This is a genomic window from Bacillus sp. AFS031507 (assembly GCF_002584635.1).
In the GTDB taxonomy this organism is placed as follows: Bacteria; Bacillota; Bacilli; order Bacillales; family Cytobacillaceae; genus Neobacillus.
This window is the reverse complement of sequence record NZ_NUOW01000001.1, coordinates 280919-297313: the sequence shown is the minus strand read 5'-3', so window position 1 is coordinate 297313 and position 16395 is coordinate 280919. Positions and strand designations below refer to the sequence as shown.

Here is a 16395-nt window from a genome sequence, read left to right as displayed (position 1 = left end):
TTTAGGAGGGTAATGATATGAAAAATGTAAAAAAAGTTATGGCTGCATCACTTGCTACGATATTACTAGTTTCAGGCTGTAGTAACAGTAGCAAAAGTGAAACAGCATCATCAAAAGAGTATAAAATAAAGGATGTTTCCTTTCCTTTAAAAGAAAAAGTGACATTGAATTTTATGACCCAAAGCTCCCCATTAGCGCCTGCTGATCCTAATAAAAAATTAATTTATAAGCGTTTGGAAGATCAAACGGGTGTTCATATTAAGTGGAAAAACTATACCTCTGATGCTTTTATTGAAAAAAGAAATCTGGCAATGGCAAGCGGTGATCTGCCAGATGCCATCCTCGATGCAGGTTTTAATGACCATGATCTATTAAAACTTGCAAAAGATGGTGCGATTGTTCCTGTGGAAGATTTAATAGAGAAGTACATGCCTAACCTACAAAAGGTTTTGGAAGCAGCACCTGAATATAAAGCAATGATGACTGCTCCTGATGGACATATTTACTCTTTCCCATGGATTGAGGAGTTAGGTTCTGGAAAAGAAAGTATTCACTCGGTTGATGATTTCCCATGGATCAATGTGGAATGGTTAAATAAATTAGGGTTAAAAATGCCGACAAACACAGAAGAATTAAAGCAAGTATTGATTGCCTTTAAAACAAAAGATCCCAATGGCAACGGAAAAGCGGATGAAATCCCAATGTCGTTTATTGGTAAGCAAGCAGGCGGGGAAGACTTAGCATTCTTATTTGGATCGTTTGGCCTTGGTGAAAACTGGGATCATACGGTTGTAAGCAATGATGGAAAAGTTACGTTTACAGCATCAGATAAAGGATATAAAGAAGGTATTAAATTTCTCAATGAGTTATATAAAGAAGGCCTAATCGATGTTGAAGCGTTTGAACAAGATTGGAACACGTATTTAGCAAAAGGCAAAGATAATCGCTATGGTTTATATTTCACTTGGGATAAAGCCAATATTACTGGAATGAATGACAAATATGACCTAATGAAGCCGCTTGCTGGTCCAGATGGCCAAGTGAATGTAGCCAGAACCAATGGTATGGGCTTTGATAGAGGAAGAATGGTTATTACTAGTGCGGATAAGAACATTGAACTGACTGCAAAATGGATTGATCAATTATATGAACCAAAACAATCTGTTCAAGATAACTGGGGTACGTATGGTGATAAAACTCAACAAAATATCTTTGAATTAGATGAAGCAGCAGGAATGCTAAAACATTTACCTTTATCAGGTACAGCACCAGTGGAATTAAGACAAAAAACAAATATCGGCGGACCATTAGCGATTTTAGATGAGTATTATGGAAAAGTTACCACAAAACCAGATGATGCTGCATGGAGATTAGGATTAATGAAGGATGTTATGACTCCTCATATGACTGCAGAAAATATTTATCCAAGAGTATTCTTCTCATTAGAAGATAGCGATAAACTTACAACAATTGAAACGGATATGTTTGCTTTCGTTATGAGAAAACGGGCCGAATGGATTCAAAATGGAAAAGTGGAGAAAGAGTGGGATGGATATATAAAGGAATTAGATCGCTTAGGATTACAAGAGTGGTTAAAGATTAAACAAGCAGGATACGACAGGAACACAAAATAAACGATTTTAAGTAATAAGGCTGAGGTTGTACTGTGCAAGCATACGTACAGCCTTGTTCCAATTTAGGATGATAGAAATTCATAAAAAATGGCGATGAAGGACAAATCTGATTGAAAGCCAGTAAGATCTGTCCATCATAAGGTGGCTGAAGGACAAATCTAATAGAAAGCCAGTGAGATTTGTCCATCATAAGGTCGATGAAAGACAAATCCAACGGAAAGCTAGTGAGATCTGCCCATCATAAGGTGGATGAAAGACAAATCTAACAGAAAACCAGTGAGATCTGTCCATCATAATCGAAATAAAAGATATTAAGAGAAAACAAAGGAGTGACACATAATGACACAACGATATAAAGAAAAGCATCGTCAGCAGTTTCATTATTCACCTGAAGAAAAATGGATGAACGACCCCAACGGAATGGTTTTTTTAAATAATGAGTATCACCTTTTTTATCAATACCATCCATTTGGTACCACATGGGGACCAATGCACTGGGGACATGCGGTTAGTAAAGATCTAATTCACTGGGAACAGCTGCCGATCGCGCTATATCCAGATGAGCATGGTGCAATTTTCTCTGGAAGTGCAGTAGTGGATTGGAATAACACATCAGGATTTTTCCAGAATGGACCTGGGTTGGTAGCCATTTATACGAGTGCGGATAACTATCCAGATTCCGAGCGGCCGCGTCAGCGTCAAAGTCTTGCTTATAGTACCGACAATGGAAGAACATGGACCAAATACGAAGGAAATCCCGTACTTTCTGATGTAAACATTACCGATTATCGTGATCCAAAGGTTTTTTGGCATGAAGAAACGAATAAATGGGTAATGGTGTTAGCGACTGGACAATCCATCACCATTTACACCTCTCCAAACCTAAAAGATTGGGAGTTTGAAAGTGAATTTGGAAATAATGCTGGGTCACATGACGGCGTTTGGGAATGCCCTGACCTGTTTCAATTGCCAGTAGATGGTGATGAAAACATCCCAAAATGGGTCCTGTTTGTCAGTATTGGTGATAACCATGATTTCAAAGAAGGTTCAAGAACACAATATTTTATTGGTGAATTTGACGGAACAACCTTTGTAAATGAAAATACTGATGAAACAATTCTTTGGATGGATCATGGCAGGGATAATTATGCAGGCGTAAGTTGGTCTGATATCCCAGCTGAAGATGGAAGAAGAATTTATATTGGCTGGATGAGTAATTGGCGTTATGCAAATCAAGTACCAACTGAAGATTGGCGGAGTGCGATGACCTTGCCAAGAGAATTATCGTTAACTTCTAGTGAGGATGGAGTTCGATTGGTCCAGAAAGTAGTACCAGAAATTAATTCGATTCGAAAAGGTTCACAAGGTTATCAAAATCTAACGATTGAATCAAACCAACCCACATCTTTTAACATGTTCAGTCCATTAATGGAAGTGAATATGGAGTTTGAAAAACAAACTTCTAATTCCTTTGGTATCGTTTTACAAAGTTCTGAAGATGAAAAGACAGTGATTCGTTATGATGTGGAAAAGGAACTAATATCAGTTGACAGAACTAATGCTGGAGATAATAGTTTTTCAGAATCTTTCCCAGCGGTACAAAATGCTTCGCTGAAGACGAAAAATGACAGAATCAAACTTCAAATCTTTATTGATGCTTCTTCCATAGAAGTATTTGCAAATGATGGAAAGGTAGCTTTTACTAGCTTAATCTTTCCAAACCAACCATATGAGAAAATTGTTTTATTTTCAAACGAAGGAAATATCCGAGTGTCTTCATTAAAACTAACAGAACTTGATTCCATTTGGGGGAAGTAACTTTATTTTTAGGCAAAGCTCTAATCGAATTAATTGGGTTAGAGCCTTGTTTTTGGAAGAGAGGGCAAAGGATGAAACCAAATTTGATAAAATGGACTTCTGTATTTTTGTCCATCCTACTTATCGCTGCCTCCATGGGCACGATTCTTGTTGATCCTACAACAGGCTGGGCAACAGAATCGAATGAAACGGGAAGTAAAGAAACACGGGAGGGTGCGACAATTATTGAAAGTGTATCCAAAGCAATTACTAATCTGACAGACTGGCAAATTAAAGGGAAAGGCACGTTAGAAGACACAGAACAGGGACTTTTGCTTACTTCAGAACCTAAAGAGAATGTAATGGCTATATCAAGTGTTAATTCTGAAGATTTTATTTATGAATCGGATGTAAAAATAATAGACATGAATGCGGACGCCACCCTAGTATTCCGTTCTAATGAAGATGGCTGGGACTCGTACATGCTGCAAATCGTTCCAAATGCGGGAATCATTCGTCTTCGTGATGCTCGTGACGAGAAGAAATTAAAAGAGGAATTCCAAGTTAACCTGCAAGAGGGAGGAATCTATCATCTGAAGGTGAAGGTAGTTGGAGATCATATCAAAGTTTATTGGGGGAATCAGTATGCTCCTATTATTGATGTCCATAATGCTACATATTATAAGGGTTTTCTTGGCCTTAATGTATGGGATGGAGCAGCGTTGTTTCAAAATGTAAAAGTTAGCGAACCTTCTGCAAATCTAGGCCCTTCCCTATACAAGGAAGGAAGCTGGGAACCAGCAATCAAAGGTCTGAAGGGAATTGCTGTTGATGGTGTGAAAGCCAAGCAAATCTACAATAAGAGTGCAAGCGACTTTGTGCTTGAAGGAAATATTTCTTTTGATCAAGATCCATCGGAAGCAGCACTTTCATTTCGTACCAATGAACAAGGAACAACTGGTTACCAGGCCGTGCTTATGAAAGAAGGAAGTACTGTCAAAGCACATTTGGAGAAGGCGGACGGTACTGTGCTCAAAACATCTGACCGCACCTATTTAACCGAAAAAGGTGCCAAACACCATCTTGAAATTATAACAAACGGCAATCAAATCGAACTTTATGTTGATGGATATTCTGAGGCAGCTGTAAAAGTGGCGGATATGAGTTACAGTACTGGATTTGCCGGATTTTCTGTAACATCAGGTTCTGCTTATTTCCAGGATATTTATCTTGTTCCAACATCCAGCTATTACAAAGAAAAATATCGACCAGATTATCATTATACTCCAGCTCGAGGCTCTGTAAGTGATCCGAATGGGCTCGTCTACTTTGAAGGCGAGTATCATTTATTTCACCAAAATGGGGGGACTTGGGCTCATGCAGTAAGTAAGGATATGGTGAATTGGAACCGTCTCCCTATTGCTTTGCCATGGAATGATTACGGGCATGTTTGGTCTGGTTCAGCTGTAGCAGATCTAAAAAATGCTTCCGGTTTATTCACCAATTCTGGTGGTAAAGGGCTTATTGCCTACTACACTTCCTTTAATCCGGATGGAACAAATGGTAATCAGCGGATTGGACTTGCCTACAGTACTGATCAGGGACGTACTTGGGAATATTCAACGGAGCACCCAATTGTCATTGAGAATCCGGGCAAGAATGGAGAAGATCCAGGCGGCTGGGACTTCCGTGATCCTAAAGTTGTCCGAGATGAGGCAAACAATCGATGGGTCATGGTTGTATCTGGAGGAGATCACATTCGCTTCTTTACTTCTACTAACCTAATTGATTGGAAGCTTACTGATAATTTTGGTTATGGAAATTATGTTCGTGGCGGTGTATGGGAATGCCCCGATCTCTTCGAACTTCAGGTAGACGGTACGGAAGAGAAAAAATGGGTTTTGATGATTAGTACAGGTGCAAATCCAAAGACGCAGGGATCCGATGCGGAGTATTTTGTAGGGTTTTTGACAGCTGATGGTAAATTCGTCAATGACAATACAGCAGGTAAAGTACTGAAAACGGATTACGGGAAGGAGTTCTACGCATCTATGTCCTTCGCCAATATGCCGGATAACCGCCGTGTGATAATGGCATGGATGTCCAACTGGGATTATCCATTCGCTTTTCCAACTATGGGCTGGAAGGGAGAACTGACTATTCCGAGAGAATTAAGATTGGTGAAAACAGATGAAGGGATAAGACTTGCACAAGCTTCTATTAAGGAACTACAGTCGATTCGCAGTACCATTTTCCAGACACAGAACAAGGTAGTCAACTCGACTAATGCTTCCAACTTGTTGAAGGGAATCTCTTCAGGAGCATTTGAAATAGAAGCGGAGATTGAAATTCCTTCTACCAGCAATTTAACCGAATTTGGTTTTCATGTTCGTGAAGGGGCTGACCAAAAAACAGTCGTGGGCTACAAAAAAGCAGATAATCAAATATTTGTAGATCGTGCTGAGTCAGGAGAGAAGGATTTCTCCAGCCTTTTTTCCACTTTACATGAAGCTTCTTTAAAACCGGATAATAAACGTATCAAAATGAATATATTTGTAGACGATTCGTCCATTGAAGTATTTGCTAATGATGGGAAAGTTGTTTTTTCTGATGTTATTTTCCCGGATCCTTCAAGTCGCAGTATGAACTTCTACACCAAGGGGGGAGATGTAAATGTTGTATCATTAAAGGTACATTCGCTAGCAAATACTTGGAATCAAAATGCGGATGAGGATACAAGAATTGTAATGGATACAAATCAAAGAGAGATGAATATTGGCGATGCTCTAACGTTGTTTGCTTCCGCGGAGAACCGAAAGGGAAAGGGAACTCAGCCAATTAAATGGACATCTAGTGATTCGAATGTAGTGAGGGTTGACTCCTTCACTAACTCCAATGCAGTACTTAAAGCAGGAAGCAAAGGAGAAGCAATTATTACAGCTTCTGCAGCAAATGGAAAGGCTTCAGCAAGTGTAGTTGTTAGAGTGTATGATGGTGAAATCTATACTAATCTCACTGGATGGAAAGCAGATCTTTCTGCCTCCAAATGGACCATCACAGAAAATGGAATCCGTGGTACGTATACAAGTGATGCAAACTATATGGCCAAGGAAACGGCAGGAGACTTTACTTATGAAGCAGATATGATACTGGGACAATCGGGAGGAGCAGGTTCCATTCTGTTCCGGGCAAGTGAAGACGGTAGAAGCGGCTATTACTTCAATCTTGATCCGACCATGAAGGCTTTTCGCCTTTTTTACAAGATTGACGGTCTCTTCGTGGACCGTATGGTCATTGCGAAAGTGCCTGCCTTTATTCAACCAGGAAAGACATATAAGGTGAAAATCGAAGCAAAGGGTCCTCACATTCAGATTTATGTGGATGGTCAAAAAATCATGGATTTACAGGATGGAACCTTTGCTGAAGGCCATTTTGGTTTAAATGTCTTTGGAGGTCAAGCTTACTATCAGAATGTCAATGTCAGCAATATGTCAGAATCAAACTTAACCGTAACAAGCTTTACGAATATGGCAACAGGCAAAGCGATTTATACTGCTAATTCTCAAAACGGTGAGCCTGTGACCGTAGCTGATGCAGACAACGCTATAAACTGGACTTTGATTCCGACAGGTGATGATTATGGTTCTTATTCCATACGTACAGAGGCCGGCAAAACTATAGATCTGGATACAGGGCAAAATAAAATTCAGCTGTACAACTATCTTGGCTATAATAATCAGCGCTGGATAATTACCAAAAATGATAATGGAACTGTAAGAATCACTTCTGTTCATAATGGCAAGGCACTCGAAATATCGGGAGAGGGAATTTTGACACTTAATGATTTGAATCTGAATCTAGAGCGTCAGCAGTGGACACTTTCGTCTGATATAAAATAAAGAAGTAAAAAAAACGCAAATTATCGTTAACTTCCAGTGATAAGTAATTTTATTTTTTGACAGAGCTCTAATCAAAGGTTAGAGCTTTGCTTTTGCAGGAATATGATTTTTAAACGAAACAATATGAAAAGGACGGTTTAACGAAATGAATAAGAAATCATCAGTCATTTGTATTGGAGAATTATTAATCGATTTTTTCTGTACAGATGTGGACATGGACTTAGTCCAAGGTCAAAATTTTGAAAAACAGGCAGGGGGAGCGCCTGCTAATGTTTGTGCTGCGATTGTGAAATTAGGGGGCAGTGCTCTATTCAGTGGAAAAGTTGGAAATGATCCGTTTGGTCATTTTTTAAAAAATATATTAGAGGAAGTGAATGTCGATACCTCTATGCTTGTACTAGATAATGAGCATCCTACAACTCTAGCTTTTGTTTCATTGAAAGCAAATGGAGAAAGAGACTTCGTATTTAATCGCGGGGCAGATGCTTTTTTAACTGAAGACGAGCTTGATAAAGAAAAAATAATAGAATCGAGTATTCTACACTTTGGTTCAGCGACCGCTTTATTAAATGATCCCTTTCAATCGACTTATTTACATGTCATGCAGGAAGCAAAGGACGAAGGTAAATTTATCTCATTTGACCCTAACTATCGAATTGACCTTTGGAAAGGGAGAAGAGACCAATTTGTAGAGTTAGCGCAAAAGGGAATCGCTATCGCTGATTTTGTAAAAGTAAGCGATGAGGAATTAAAAATTATCTCTGGCATGAACGATTTAAGTGATGGAATCGAAGTTCTACATCAACTGGGAGCATTAGTCGTTGCTGTTACTTTAGGAAAAGAAGGAACGATGATTTCTAATGGGCAAAATATGGAGATGGTTCCAAGTATAAATGTAGATTCTATAGATTCTACCGGTGCGGGTGATGCATTCGTAGGCGCAACACTTCACCAGTTGGCTAGAGAAACAGAACCAAAGAGAGTTTTAAAAGACTTCGAACAACTGAAACAAATCATTTTCTTTAGTAATAAAGTGGGAGCAATGGTTTGTAGGAAAGTAGGCGCCATTTCTGCCATACCGACCCATGAGGAAGTAATCGGTTTTAAGGATAAGTTGATAAATAGTTATTAAATTCGTCGATGTCTATTAAAAATTTATAAATCATTAAAAGGGGAGTGAATTCTATGAAACTAGGTTTTATCGGGTGTGGTGTTATTGCCATTGCACATGTTGAAGGCCTAGAAGAGTTAAAGAGAAAAGGGCTAGAAACATTTGAATTGACAGCGGTTTGTGATATCGAACAGGAAAGAGCAGAAAATTTTGCTTCAGAGGTGGAAAAACGATTAGGTAAACGTCCTGCAGTATTTACTGATTATCGTTTGTTGTTAGAGAATGGACAATTAGATGCAGTATCTGTCTTAATTAATCATGATTTGCATCATACAGTAGCGGAAGATTGCTTTGCAGCTGGGGTTCATGTGCAAATGCAAAAGCCGCTTTCGATTTCTCCTTCCTTTGGCCGAAAAATGATCGCTGATGCTAAGAAGTATAATCGAGTATTAACGCTATCTGAACCAAGTGTACTAGGGGCAGAAAATGTTGCGATCGCGAAGGCAGTAAAAGAAGGTCTGATCGGTCGTGTATCTTTCATTATCGATTATGCAACTGTTACATTGCATCGCGGATTTTTCGCCGGTACACCTTGGCGGCATATGAAAGGTCAAGCTGGAGCGGGCTGGATCAATGATCATGGTGTTCATAGAACTCACTCTTTTACTGAAATCAATGGTTCGATTGATGAGGTTTTTGCCTATACGGAAATTTTTGAAAAAGAATTAAGTAATGGGAATGTGACCATCAAACCTACCGGAGAAGATACGGCCGTTACGGTCTTCAAGTTTACAAATGGCGGACTCGGGCATTGGATGTGTGCAACATCGGCACATGGTGAAGGGACCGGTGGTGTGTGGATTTATGGAAGTGAAGGATGTCTTCGCCCTGGGCAGCATGTCACTCTTCAAGATGGGCAAAAAATTCTGATGCCGGAACTGATTGAACGTTTTGCCCCGAATATTGTTAAAAATCCATTTGCTCATTCCTATGTGGAATTATGGGAAGCAATTGCTGAAAGGAAGACACCTATTTCGAGAGCTGAGAGAGGCCTGGAAGCATTAGGAGTTGTATTTGCTGCACTTGAATCTGCTGCAATCGGCCAGCCGGTTAAAGTTCAAGACATACTTAATGGAAAAAAACATGCTTATGAAGATACTGTTCTGGAAGAGATGAAATCAATCTTAACACCGGAACTTAAAGGATTGAGATAAAAGAAATAGGTTAGCAAATTAGGTACAGCCCTTTCTTAATTAAAGGAGGGCTTTTCACTTTAGTTTTTATGAACTATAGGAAGGAGAAGTAAATACATGCATAGTATACCTTGGGTATGGGGGTATATGCGGAATTACCGAGTTAGATTATTCTTTGGTCTTTCTCTCGTTCTAGTTGTTTCGTTACTAAATATGTTTAATCCCTATATTGCAGGGAAAATCATCGATAAGGTCATTTATGGGCATCAAAATGATTTATTATGGCCCTTTTTGGAAGTCATGATTGGAGTGACTCTGGTCAAAACCGTCATTCGTTATAATTATCAACTACTTTTCGAGAGAATTTCTCAAAATATTATTTTTACAGTAAGAGAACAGTTATATGATCGGCTTCACCAATTGGATTTTAGTTTTTATGATCGAACCAAAACAGGAGAAGTCATGGCCCGGATGACCGGGGATCTGGAAGGGGTCAGGCATTTTACCGCGTGGGCTATTTATATCTTTTTGAAAATATCACCATTTTGCTGTTTGCCATTGGGTTTATGTTCTATATTCATCCTCCTTTAGCTTTGGCCATGCTTGCCGTAACACCGATTATTGGTTTCCTTGCATTTGGTTTAACGTCTACTGTTAAGCCCACTTTTTCTGCGATTCGGGAACAGTTTGCCGGGCTTAATTCAGTGGTGTAGGAAAATATCAGCGGCAATCGCGTGGTTAAAGCCTTTGCGAAGGAAGACTATGAAATCGAAAAATTTTCTGTAGAAAATGCTGCTTTCAAAGAAAAGAATCTTCACTCGGCAAGAGTATGGGAAAAGTACTTGCCCGTACTGGACTCTCTTGCAGGGGTATTAACGGTGGTTATGATCGTAGTTGGCGGGATTATGGTAATCAATGATTCTATTTCTCTTGGAGAATTAGTCATGGGCGCTAAATAATCCGATGCGTATGGCCGGCTGGCTGATCAATGATGTACAGAGGTTTATTGCTTCTGCTGAAAAAGTGGAAGAATTGTTAAAAACAGAACCTAAAATAACCAATCCTGACAATAGGATGAACGTAAAAAATTTCAATGGGGGTGTGGATTTCCATCATGTCTCCTTTCGTTATGGTGACGAGCCGGTGTTGAAAGACATTACCTTTAAAGTTATGCCGGGCCAAACGGTTGGCATTATCGGGCCGACTGGTGCCGGAAAATCAACATTAGTGAATCTTCTGAGCAGATTCTATGGGTACGGACAGTGGAGAAGTAAGCGTGGACGGAATCAATGTGAAGGAATGGGATATCCACAAATTACGGGAAAGCATGGCCATGGTGATGCAGGATATTTTCCTTTTTTCAGATACGATTGAAGGAAATATCGCTTATGGAAATCCTGAAGCGTCGATAGGATCCGTTCAAACGGCTGCGAAAATGGCAGAGGCACACAACTTTATTATTGAGCTGCCTGATAGGACGATACGATCATTGGTGAACGAGGGGTAGGGCTTTCCGGGGGGCAAAGGCAGCGGATTGCTTTGGCACGGGCGATTCTGAAAGATCCGTCGATTATCATCCTTGATGATACATCCTCAAGTGTCGATATGGAAACCGAACTTCGTATTCAAAAAACGTTGAAGTCTATCCATCAGGATAAAACCTGTTTCATTATTGCCCATCGGATTACATCTGTTAAAGAGGCGGATTTGATTCTTGTTATGGATAATGGAAGGATTATTGAAAGAGGGAAGCATGAAGAACTGCTTAAGAAAAAGGGCTACTACGCGAAAGAAGAGAAAACCCTCAACAATATTAATTTCAAGGTAAATCCAGGTGAAAGGATCGCTCTTGTCGGTGCAACAGGATCAGGGAAAACCACGATCGTAAGCTTGATTAGTCGTTTTTATGATATTAATAGTGGGAAAATTGAAATTGACGGGATTGATATTAAGACGGTAACGTTCCCATCGCTTAGGAAGCAAATGGGAATCATGCTCCAAGATCCGTTTGTTTTTTCGGGAACGATTATGGATAATATCCGCTATGGCCGGCTGGATGCGACAGATGAAGAAGTGTTAGAGCCTGCAAAATCGGTGCAGGCTTATCAGTTTATCAGCTGTTTGAAGGATGGATATCAAACCGAAGTAAATGAGAGAGGCACAAGTCTTTCTACTGGACAGAGGCAGCTGAACTCTTTGCCAGGGCACTATTGGCCGATACGAAAATATTAATCCTCGATGAAGCGACTTCATCGATCGATTCGGAAACGGAGCTGACCTTGCAAAAAGGACTGGAGGCGTTACTGAAAGGCAGAACATCCTTTATTATCGCCCACCGGCTTTCGACGATTCAAAACGCAACCCGTATTCTTTTCATTGAAAAAGGTAGAATCATAGAGGAGGGATCCCATGACGAATTAATTAGGAGTAAGGAGTATTACTGGAAGCTATACCATTCACAGCGCGGTAATGAGATTTGTGTCAGTTCATAAAGGTAAAAGGACAAAATTAGTTAACTTAAAGAAGAAAACCAATTTTTATTGACAATATATTCATGATCCTCAAATCGACGATATAATTGATATATTAGCTTACTAAAAATTTAGACACTTGTTATAAATTCCGACTAAAAACATTTTATTAAGGACTAGGGGGATTCATATGGGTAATTTCAAAATGGTATGTTTGGATATTGATGGGACATTACTGAATTCCAGGCATGAGATTACGGAAAAAACGAAACAAGTAATCCAGAAAGTTGCTAATGAAAAACAAATTCCAGTCATCTTAGTTTCTGCAAGAATGCCAAAAGGTATGTTGTTCTTACAGAAAGAGCTAAATATTGTTCAGCCGATTATTTGTTACAGCGGTGCTCATATTTGGAATCATGGTGATCTGCAATTGAACATTACGATACCAGTTTCAGATGTAAAGAAGGTGTATACTATTGTCAAAAACTTAGGCATCCATATCAGTTTATACAAGGATGATGAATGGTATATAGAAAAAATGGATGAATGGGCAAAACAAGAGAGTGAAATAACAAGTATTACTCCTGCTATTTCCGATTTTAGTAACCTATTTACTATTTGGGAGCAAGAAAGTACTGGACCTAATAAAATTTTATGTATGGCTGAATCCCCAGATATCCAACAATTGGATACAACAATGAAAGAATATCTTTCTAATCATTTAAATATTTATCCTTCAAAACCTACCTACTTAGAAATAATGCCCAAACATACAACCAAAACTTCTGCAATTGAATTTTTGTGCGAAGAGTTTGATATCCTAAAAAACGAGATAATCGCAATAGGCGACAACTATAACGATATGAATATGATCGAATTTGCGGGACTTGGAATTGCCATGGGAAATGCACCGGAACAAGTGAAACAAATTGCTAATGATATCACACTTTCCAATGATGAGGACGGTGTAGCAGTGGCATTAAAAAAATACATTCTATCTTGAAAAAGAAATCAGAAAAATTAATTTTTTTTAAAAAAACGTTGAAACGTTTCCAAAATGGTGATATCATAGGTTCATGGAAACGTTGAAACGTTTCCAAAGTAGAGATATCATAAGCTTATGATATCACTTTAATATTGGAGGTAGTTGTAGTGCCAAGTTTAAAAGATGTTGCAGACCTAGCAGGTGTTGGAGTTGGCACTGTTTCACGAGTCATTAACAATCATCCGAATGTAAGGAACGAAACACGGGAGAAAGTGAATGCTGCGATCACACAATTAAATTACATACCTAATGAAGTGGCAAGAAACTTTAAAATGCAAAAATCAACAATGGTTGCGTTATTGCTCCCTAGTATTTGGCATCCGTTTTTCTCGGAGCTAGCCTATTATATCGAAGATGAGCTTGATCGGGAAGGTTTTAAATTGATGCTCTGCAATAGTGGAGGAAGACCTGACAAAGAGCTTTATTATTTGGATATGCTCAATCAGAATAAAGTAGCAGGGATTATTGGAATTACTTATAATGACATAGAGGATAGCGTGAACACCGATATTCCGATTATCAGCATTGACCGTCATTTTGGGAAAAAAATCACATGTGTAACTTCAGATAACTATACTGGCGGCCGCATTGCCTTAAAAGAACTTGTAAAGGCAGGAGCAAAAAAAGCGGCGTATCTGGGAATCACTAGTTCTGCTTACAGTGAGGTCGAACTTCGGAAAAAAGGATTTATCGATGAAGCAAATGCTCAAGGGATTGAATATATCATTTATGAGGAGAATGATGCTGTTTATAATGATGATGAATATTTCGGAAATTTCTTTAAAATAAAAGAACATCTTAATGTTTCTGGCATATTTGCTAATACTGATCTACTAGCCGCCAAATATATTGATAAAGCTAAACAATATGGAATACGAACTCCCGAGGATGTAAAAGTAATTGGTTATGATGGAATTCAAGATAATAAGCTGTTTCACCCGATTCTATCAACGATTCGACAGCCGGTCGAAGATATGGCCAGAATGTCTGTGAAACTTCTCTTAAGAAAGGTTGAAGGAGGGAGGCTAGAACAAGAGATTTATCGAATCCCGGTCATGTACAGAGAAGGTGAAACGACCTAACAGTTCAAATTTTTTAAGCTCTTCGTTGGAAACGTTTCAATTGAAACAGATAAATTTTTTTAGCTTTAATTGGAAACGTTTCAATTGAAATGCAAGCAAGAGATTTATCAAATCTTAATTATAAATTAACTAAAAGTTACATGAAAGTGAGGTAAGGGTATGGAAGTGGCAAGGAAGACAAATCATGTGATCGATTTACCTATCCAAAGGAAAAAAGAAATAAAGTTAAGAAAAATCTTGAGTAATTATCAGCTCTATTTATTTCTTTTACCCGCTTTAGTTTATTTTATTGTTTTCCATTATGTCCCGATGTATGGAATATTAATTGCTTTTAAAGATTTTGTGGCAACAAAAGGGATTTTGGGAAGTCCGTGGGTCGGATTTAAACACTTTGAGCGATTTTTTGAATCCTATCAATTTTGGAGCCTGATTAAAAATACTCTTGGTCTTAGCGTTATACAACTAATCGTTGGTTTTCCGCTTCCAATTTTTCTAGCTCTCATGATGAACCAAATTAGAAGTGATAAGTACAAACGTTTTGTTCAAACAGTTGTTTATGCGCCGCATTTTATATCAGTAGTTGTTTTAGCAGGTATGATTTATGTCTTCTTTTCAAACAATGGGCTTATTAATAACTTAATCCTGATTTTTGGCGGCGATCCGATTTCGTTTATGGCAAAACCTGATTGGTTTAAACCATTATATATTGCCTCAGGCGTTTGGCAAGAAACCGGATGGGCTGCGATTATATATCTAGCAGCGCTTGCAGGAGTCAGCCCTGAACTGCATGAGGCTGCGGTAATGGATGGAGCAAATAAGTGGCAGCGGATTTTTCATGTGGATATTCCGGCGATTATGCCAACGGCTGTTATTCTATTAATTCTAAACGTTGGTAACATTATGAATATTGGTTTTGAAAAGGCTTACCTGTTACAAACACCAATGAACCAGCCGGCAGCAGAGATTATCCCAACCTATGTTTATAAGATGGGGTTACAGCAGGCGCAATATAGTTTTGCTGCCGCAGTAGGATTGTTTAATTCAGTGATTAACTTAGTTTTATTAGTCTTAGTAAATAAGTTTGCGAAAAAATTATCCGGAACAGGATTATGGTAACAGGAGGTGCAGCATAAATGAGTATATTAGCTTTAAAGAATAAGAGAATGACAAGAAAATCGAAGGAAGATAAGGTCTTTGATATTATTAACTTTTTTCTGGTCGCGATCATCTTACTATTGGTAGTCTATCCATTGTACTTTATTGTAATTGCCTCTATCAGTGACCCAAACATGATTTACGAAGGAAAGGTATGGCTATTGCCGAAAGAGCTGACCCTTGAAGGGTATCAGCGAATCTTTGGAGACAGCAAGATTTGGCTGGGCTATAAGAACTCCATCATGTATACGGTGGTTGGTACGATTGTAAACGTTTCTTTTACCTTAATGGCTGCCTATGCATTATCAAGAAAAGATTTATATGGAAGAAATGTGATTATGTTTTTATTCCTCATGACGATGTTTTTCTCAGGCGGACTCATTCCTACATACCTGGTTGTTAAGAATCTGGGTTTGCTAAATACAATGTGGGCGTTGATCCTGCCGAAAGCTGTAGCTGTCTGGAACGTGATAGTAGCTAAAACGTTTTTTGAGTCTTCTATTCCTGGTGAGTTATTAGAAGCAGCCAAAATAGATGGATGTTCCGATGCGAAATTTTTCTGGAAGATTGTTCTGCCGTTATCAAAACCGATTGTCGCTGTCATGGTGTTATTCTATGCCGTTGGACACTGGAATTCCTATTTTGATGCTTTAATCTATTTAAATAATGAAAATTTATATCCGTTGCAATTAATTTTACGAAACATTTTAATTCAAAATCAGGCATCCACAATGATGATCAGTGATTTGGACTCCTTGGCCGCAAAACAAAGAGTGTCTGAGCTAATTAAATACGGTGTGATTATTGTCGCTTCCATCCCGCTTTTAATCGTCTATCCATTTGTTCAAAAATACTTTGTCAAGGGTGTTATGATCGGTGGAATTAAAGGTTAATCGAAATGATTTGCAATAAGGGGTGGTGGTCGACGTCATTTATAGTTTACCATCCATTTAATCGATCTAATAGGGGGAAAAACAAATGTTGAAATCAATCAAGAAAAATGTTCAG

The 16395-nt window shown here is 38.7% G+C and carries 9 protein-coding genes and 1 pseudogene; all 10 read left to right on the top strand.

Translation table 11 applies throughout. The features are described from left to right. The first annotated feature begins 17 nt into the window (after positions 1 to 17). The 10 genes and pseudogenes from COE25_RS01355 to COE25_RS01310 all read left to right on the top strand — a co-directional run bounded on the left by COE25_RS01355 (position 18) and on the right by COE25_RS01310 (position 16280). Positions 18 to 1634 carry an ABC transporter substrate-binding protein gene (locus COE25_RS01355; protein ID WP_098930334.1) on the top strand — a complete coding sequence of 539 codons (1617 nt, stop codon included), beginning with the start codon at positions 18 to 20 and terminating at the stop codon, positions 1632 to 1634. A gap of 339 nt (positions 1635 to 1973) precedes the next feature. Then, positions 1974 to 3452: a glycoside hydrolase family 32 protein gene (locus tag COE25_RS01350; RefSeq protein WP_098930332.1), complete on the top strand. Its 1479-nt coding sequence runs from the start codon at positions 1974 to 1976 to the stop codon at positions 3450 to 3452. 71 nt (positions 3453 to 3523) lie between these two features. After that, positions 3524 to 7330: a GH32 C-terminal domain-containing protein gene (locus COE25_RS01345; RefSeq protein ID WP_180247394.1), complete on the top strand. Its 3807-nt coding sequence runs from the start codon at positions 3524 to 3526 to the stop codon at positions 7328 to 7330. 145 nt (positions 7331 to 7475) lie between these two features. Next, a complete protein-coding gene (locus tag COE25_RS01340; RefSeq protein ID WP_098930330.1) occupies positions 7476 to 8462 on the top strand; it encodes a carbohydrate kinase family protein in 987 nt (328 codons plus the stop codon). A 53-nt stretch (positions 8463 to 8515) separates the two neighbouring features. Beyond that, complete coding sequence (locus COE25_RS01335; protein WP_098930328.1) at positions 8516 to 9655, top strand: Gfo/Idh/MocA family protein; 1140 nt, start codon at positions 8516 to 8518, stop codon at positions 9653 to 9655. 96 nt (positions 9656 to 9751) lie between these two features. Further along, positions 9752 to 12126: pseudogene (locus tag COE25_RS32060) on the top strand (ABC transporter ATP-binding protein/permease). Between the two features lie 169 nt (positions 12127 to 12295). Then, positions 12296 to 13108: a Cof-type HAD-IIB family hydrolase gene (locus COE25_RS01325; protein WP_098930325.1), complete on the top strand. Its 813-nt coding sequence runs from the start codon at positions 12296 to 12298 to the stop codon at positions 13106 to 13108. A 149-nt stretch (positions 13109 to 13257) separates the two neighbouring features. Then, complete coding sequence (locus COE25_RS01320) at positions 13258 to 14232, top strand: LacI family DNA-binding transcriptional regulator (protein WP_098930323.1); 975 nt, start codon at positions 13258 to 13260, stop codon at positions 14230 to 14232. Between the two features lie 159 nt (positions 14233 to 14391). After that, positions 14392 to 15348, top strand: a complete 957-nt coding sequence (locus tag COE25_RS01315; protein ID WP_098930321.1) for an ABC transporter permease — start codon at positions 14392 to 14394, stop codon at positions 15346 to 15348. A gap of 17 nt (positions 15349 to 15365) precedes the next feature. Then, positions 15366 to 16280 carry a carbohydrate ABC transporter permease gene (locus tag COE25_RS01310; RefSeq protein WP_257208674.1) on the top strand — a complete coding sequence of 305 codons (915 nt, stop codon included), beginning with the start codon at positions 15366 to 15368 and terminating at the stop codon, positions 16278 to 16280. Positions 16281 to 16395: the final 115 nt, after the last annotated feature.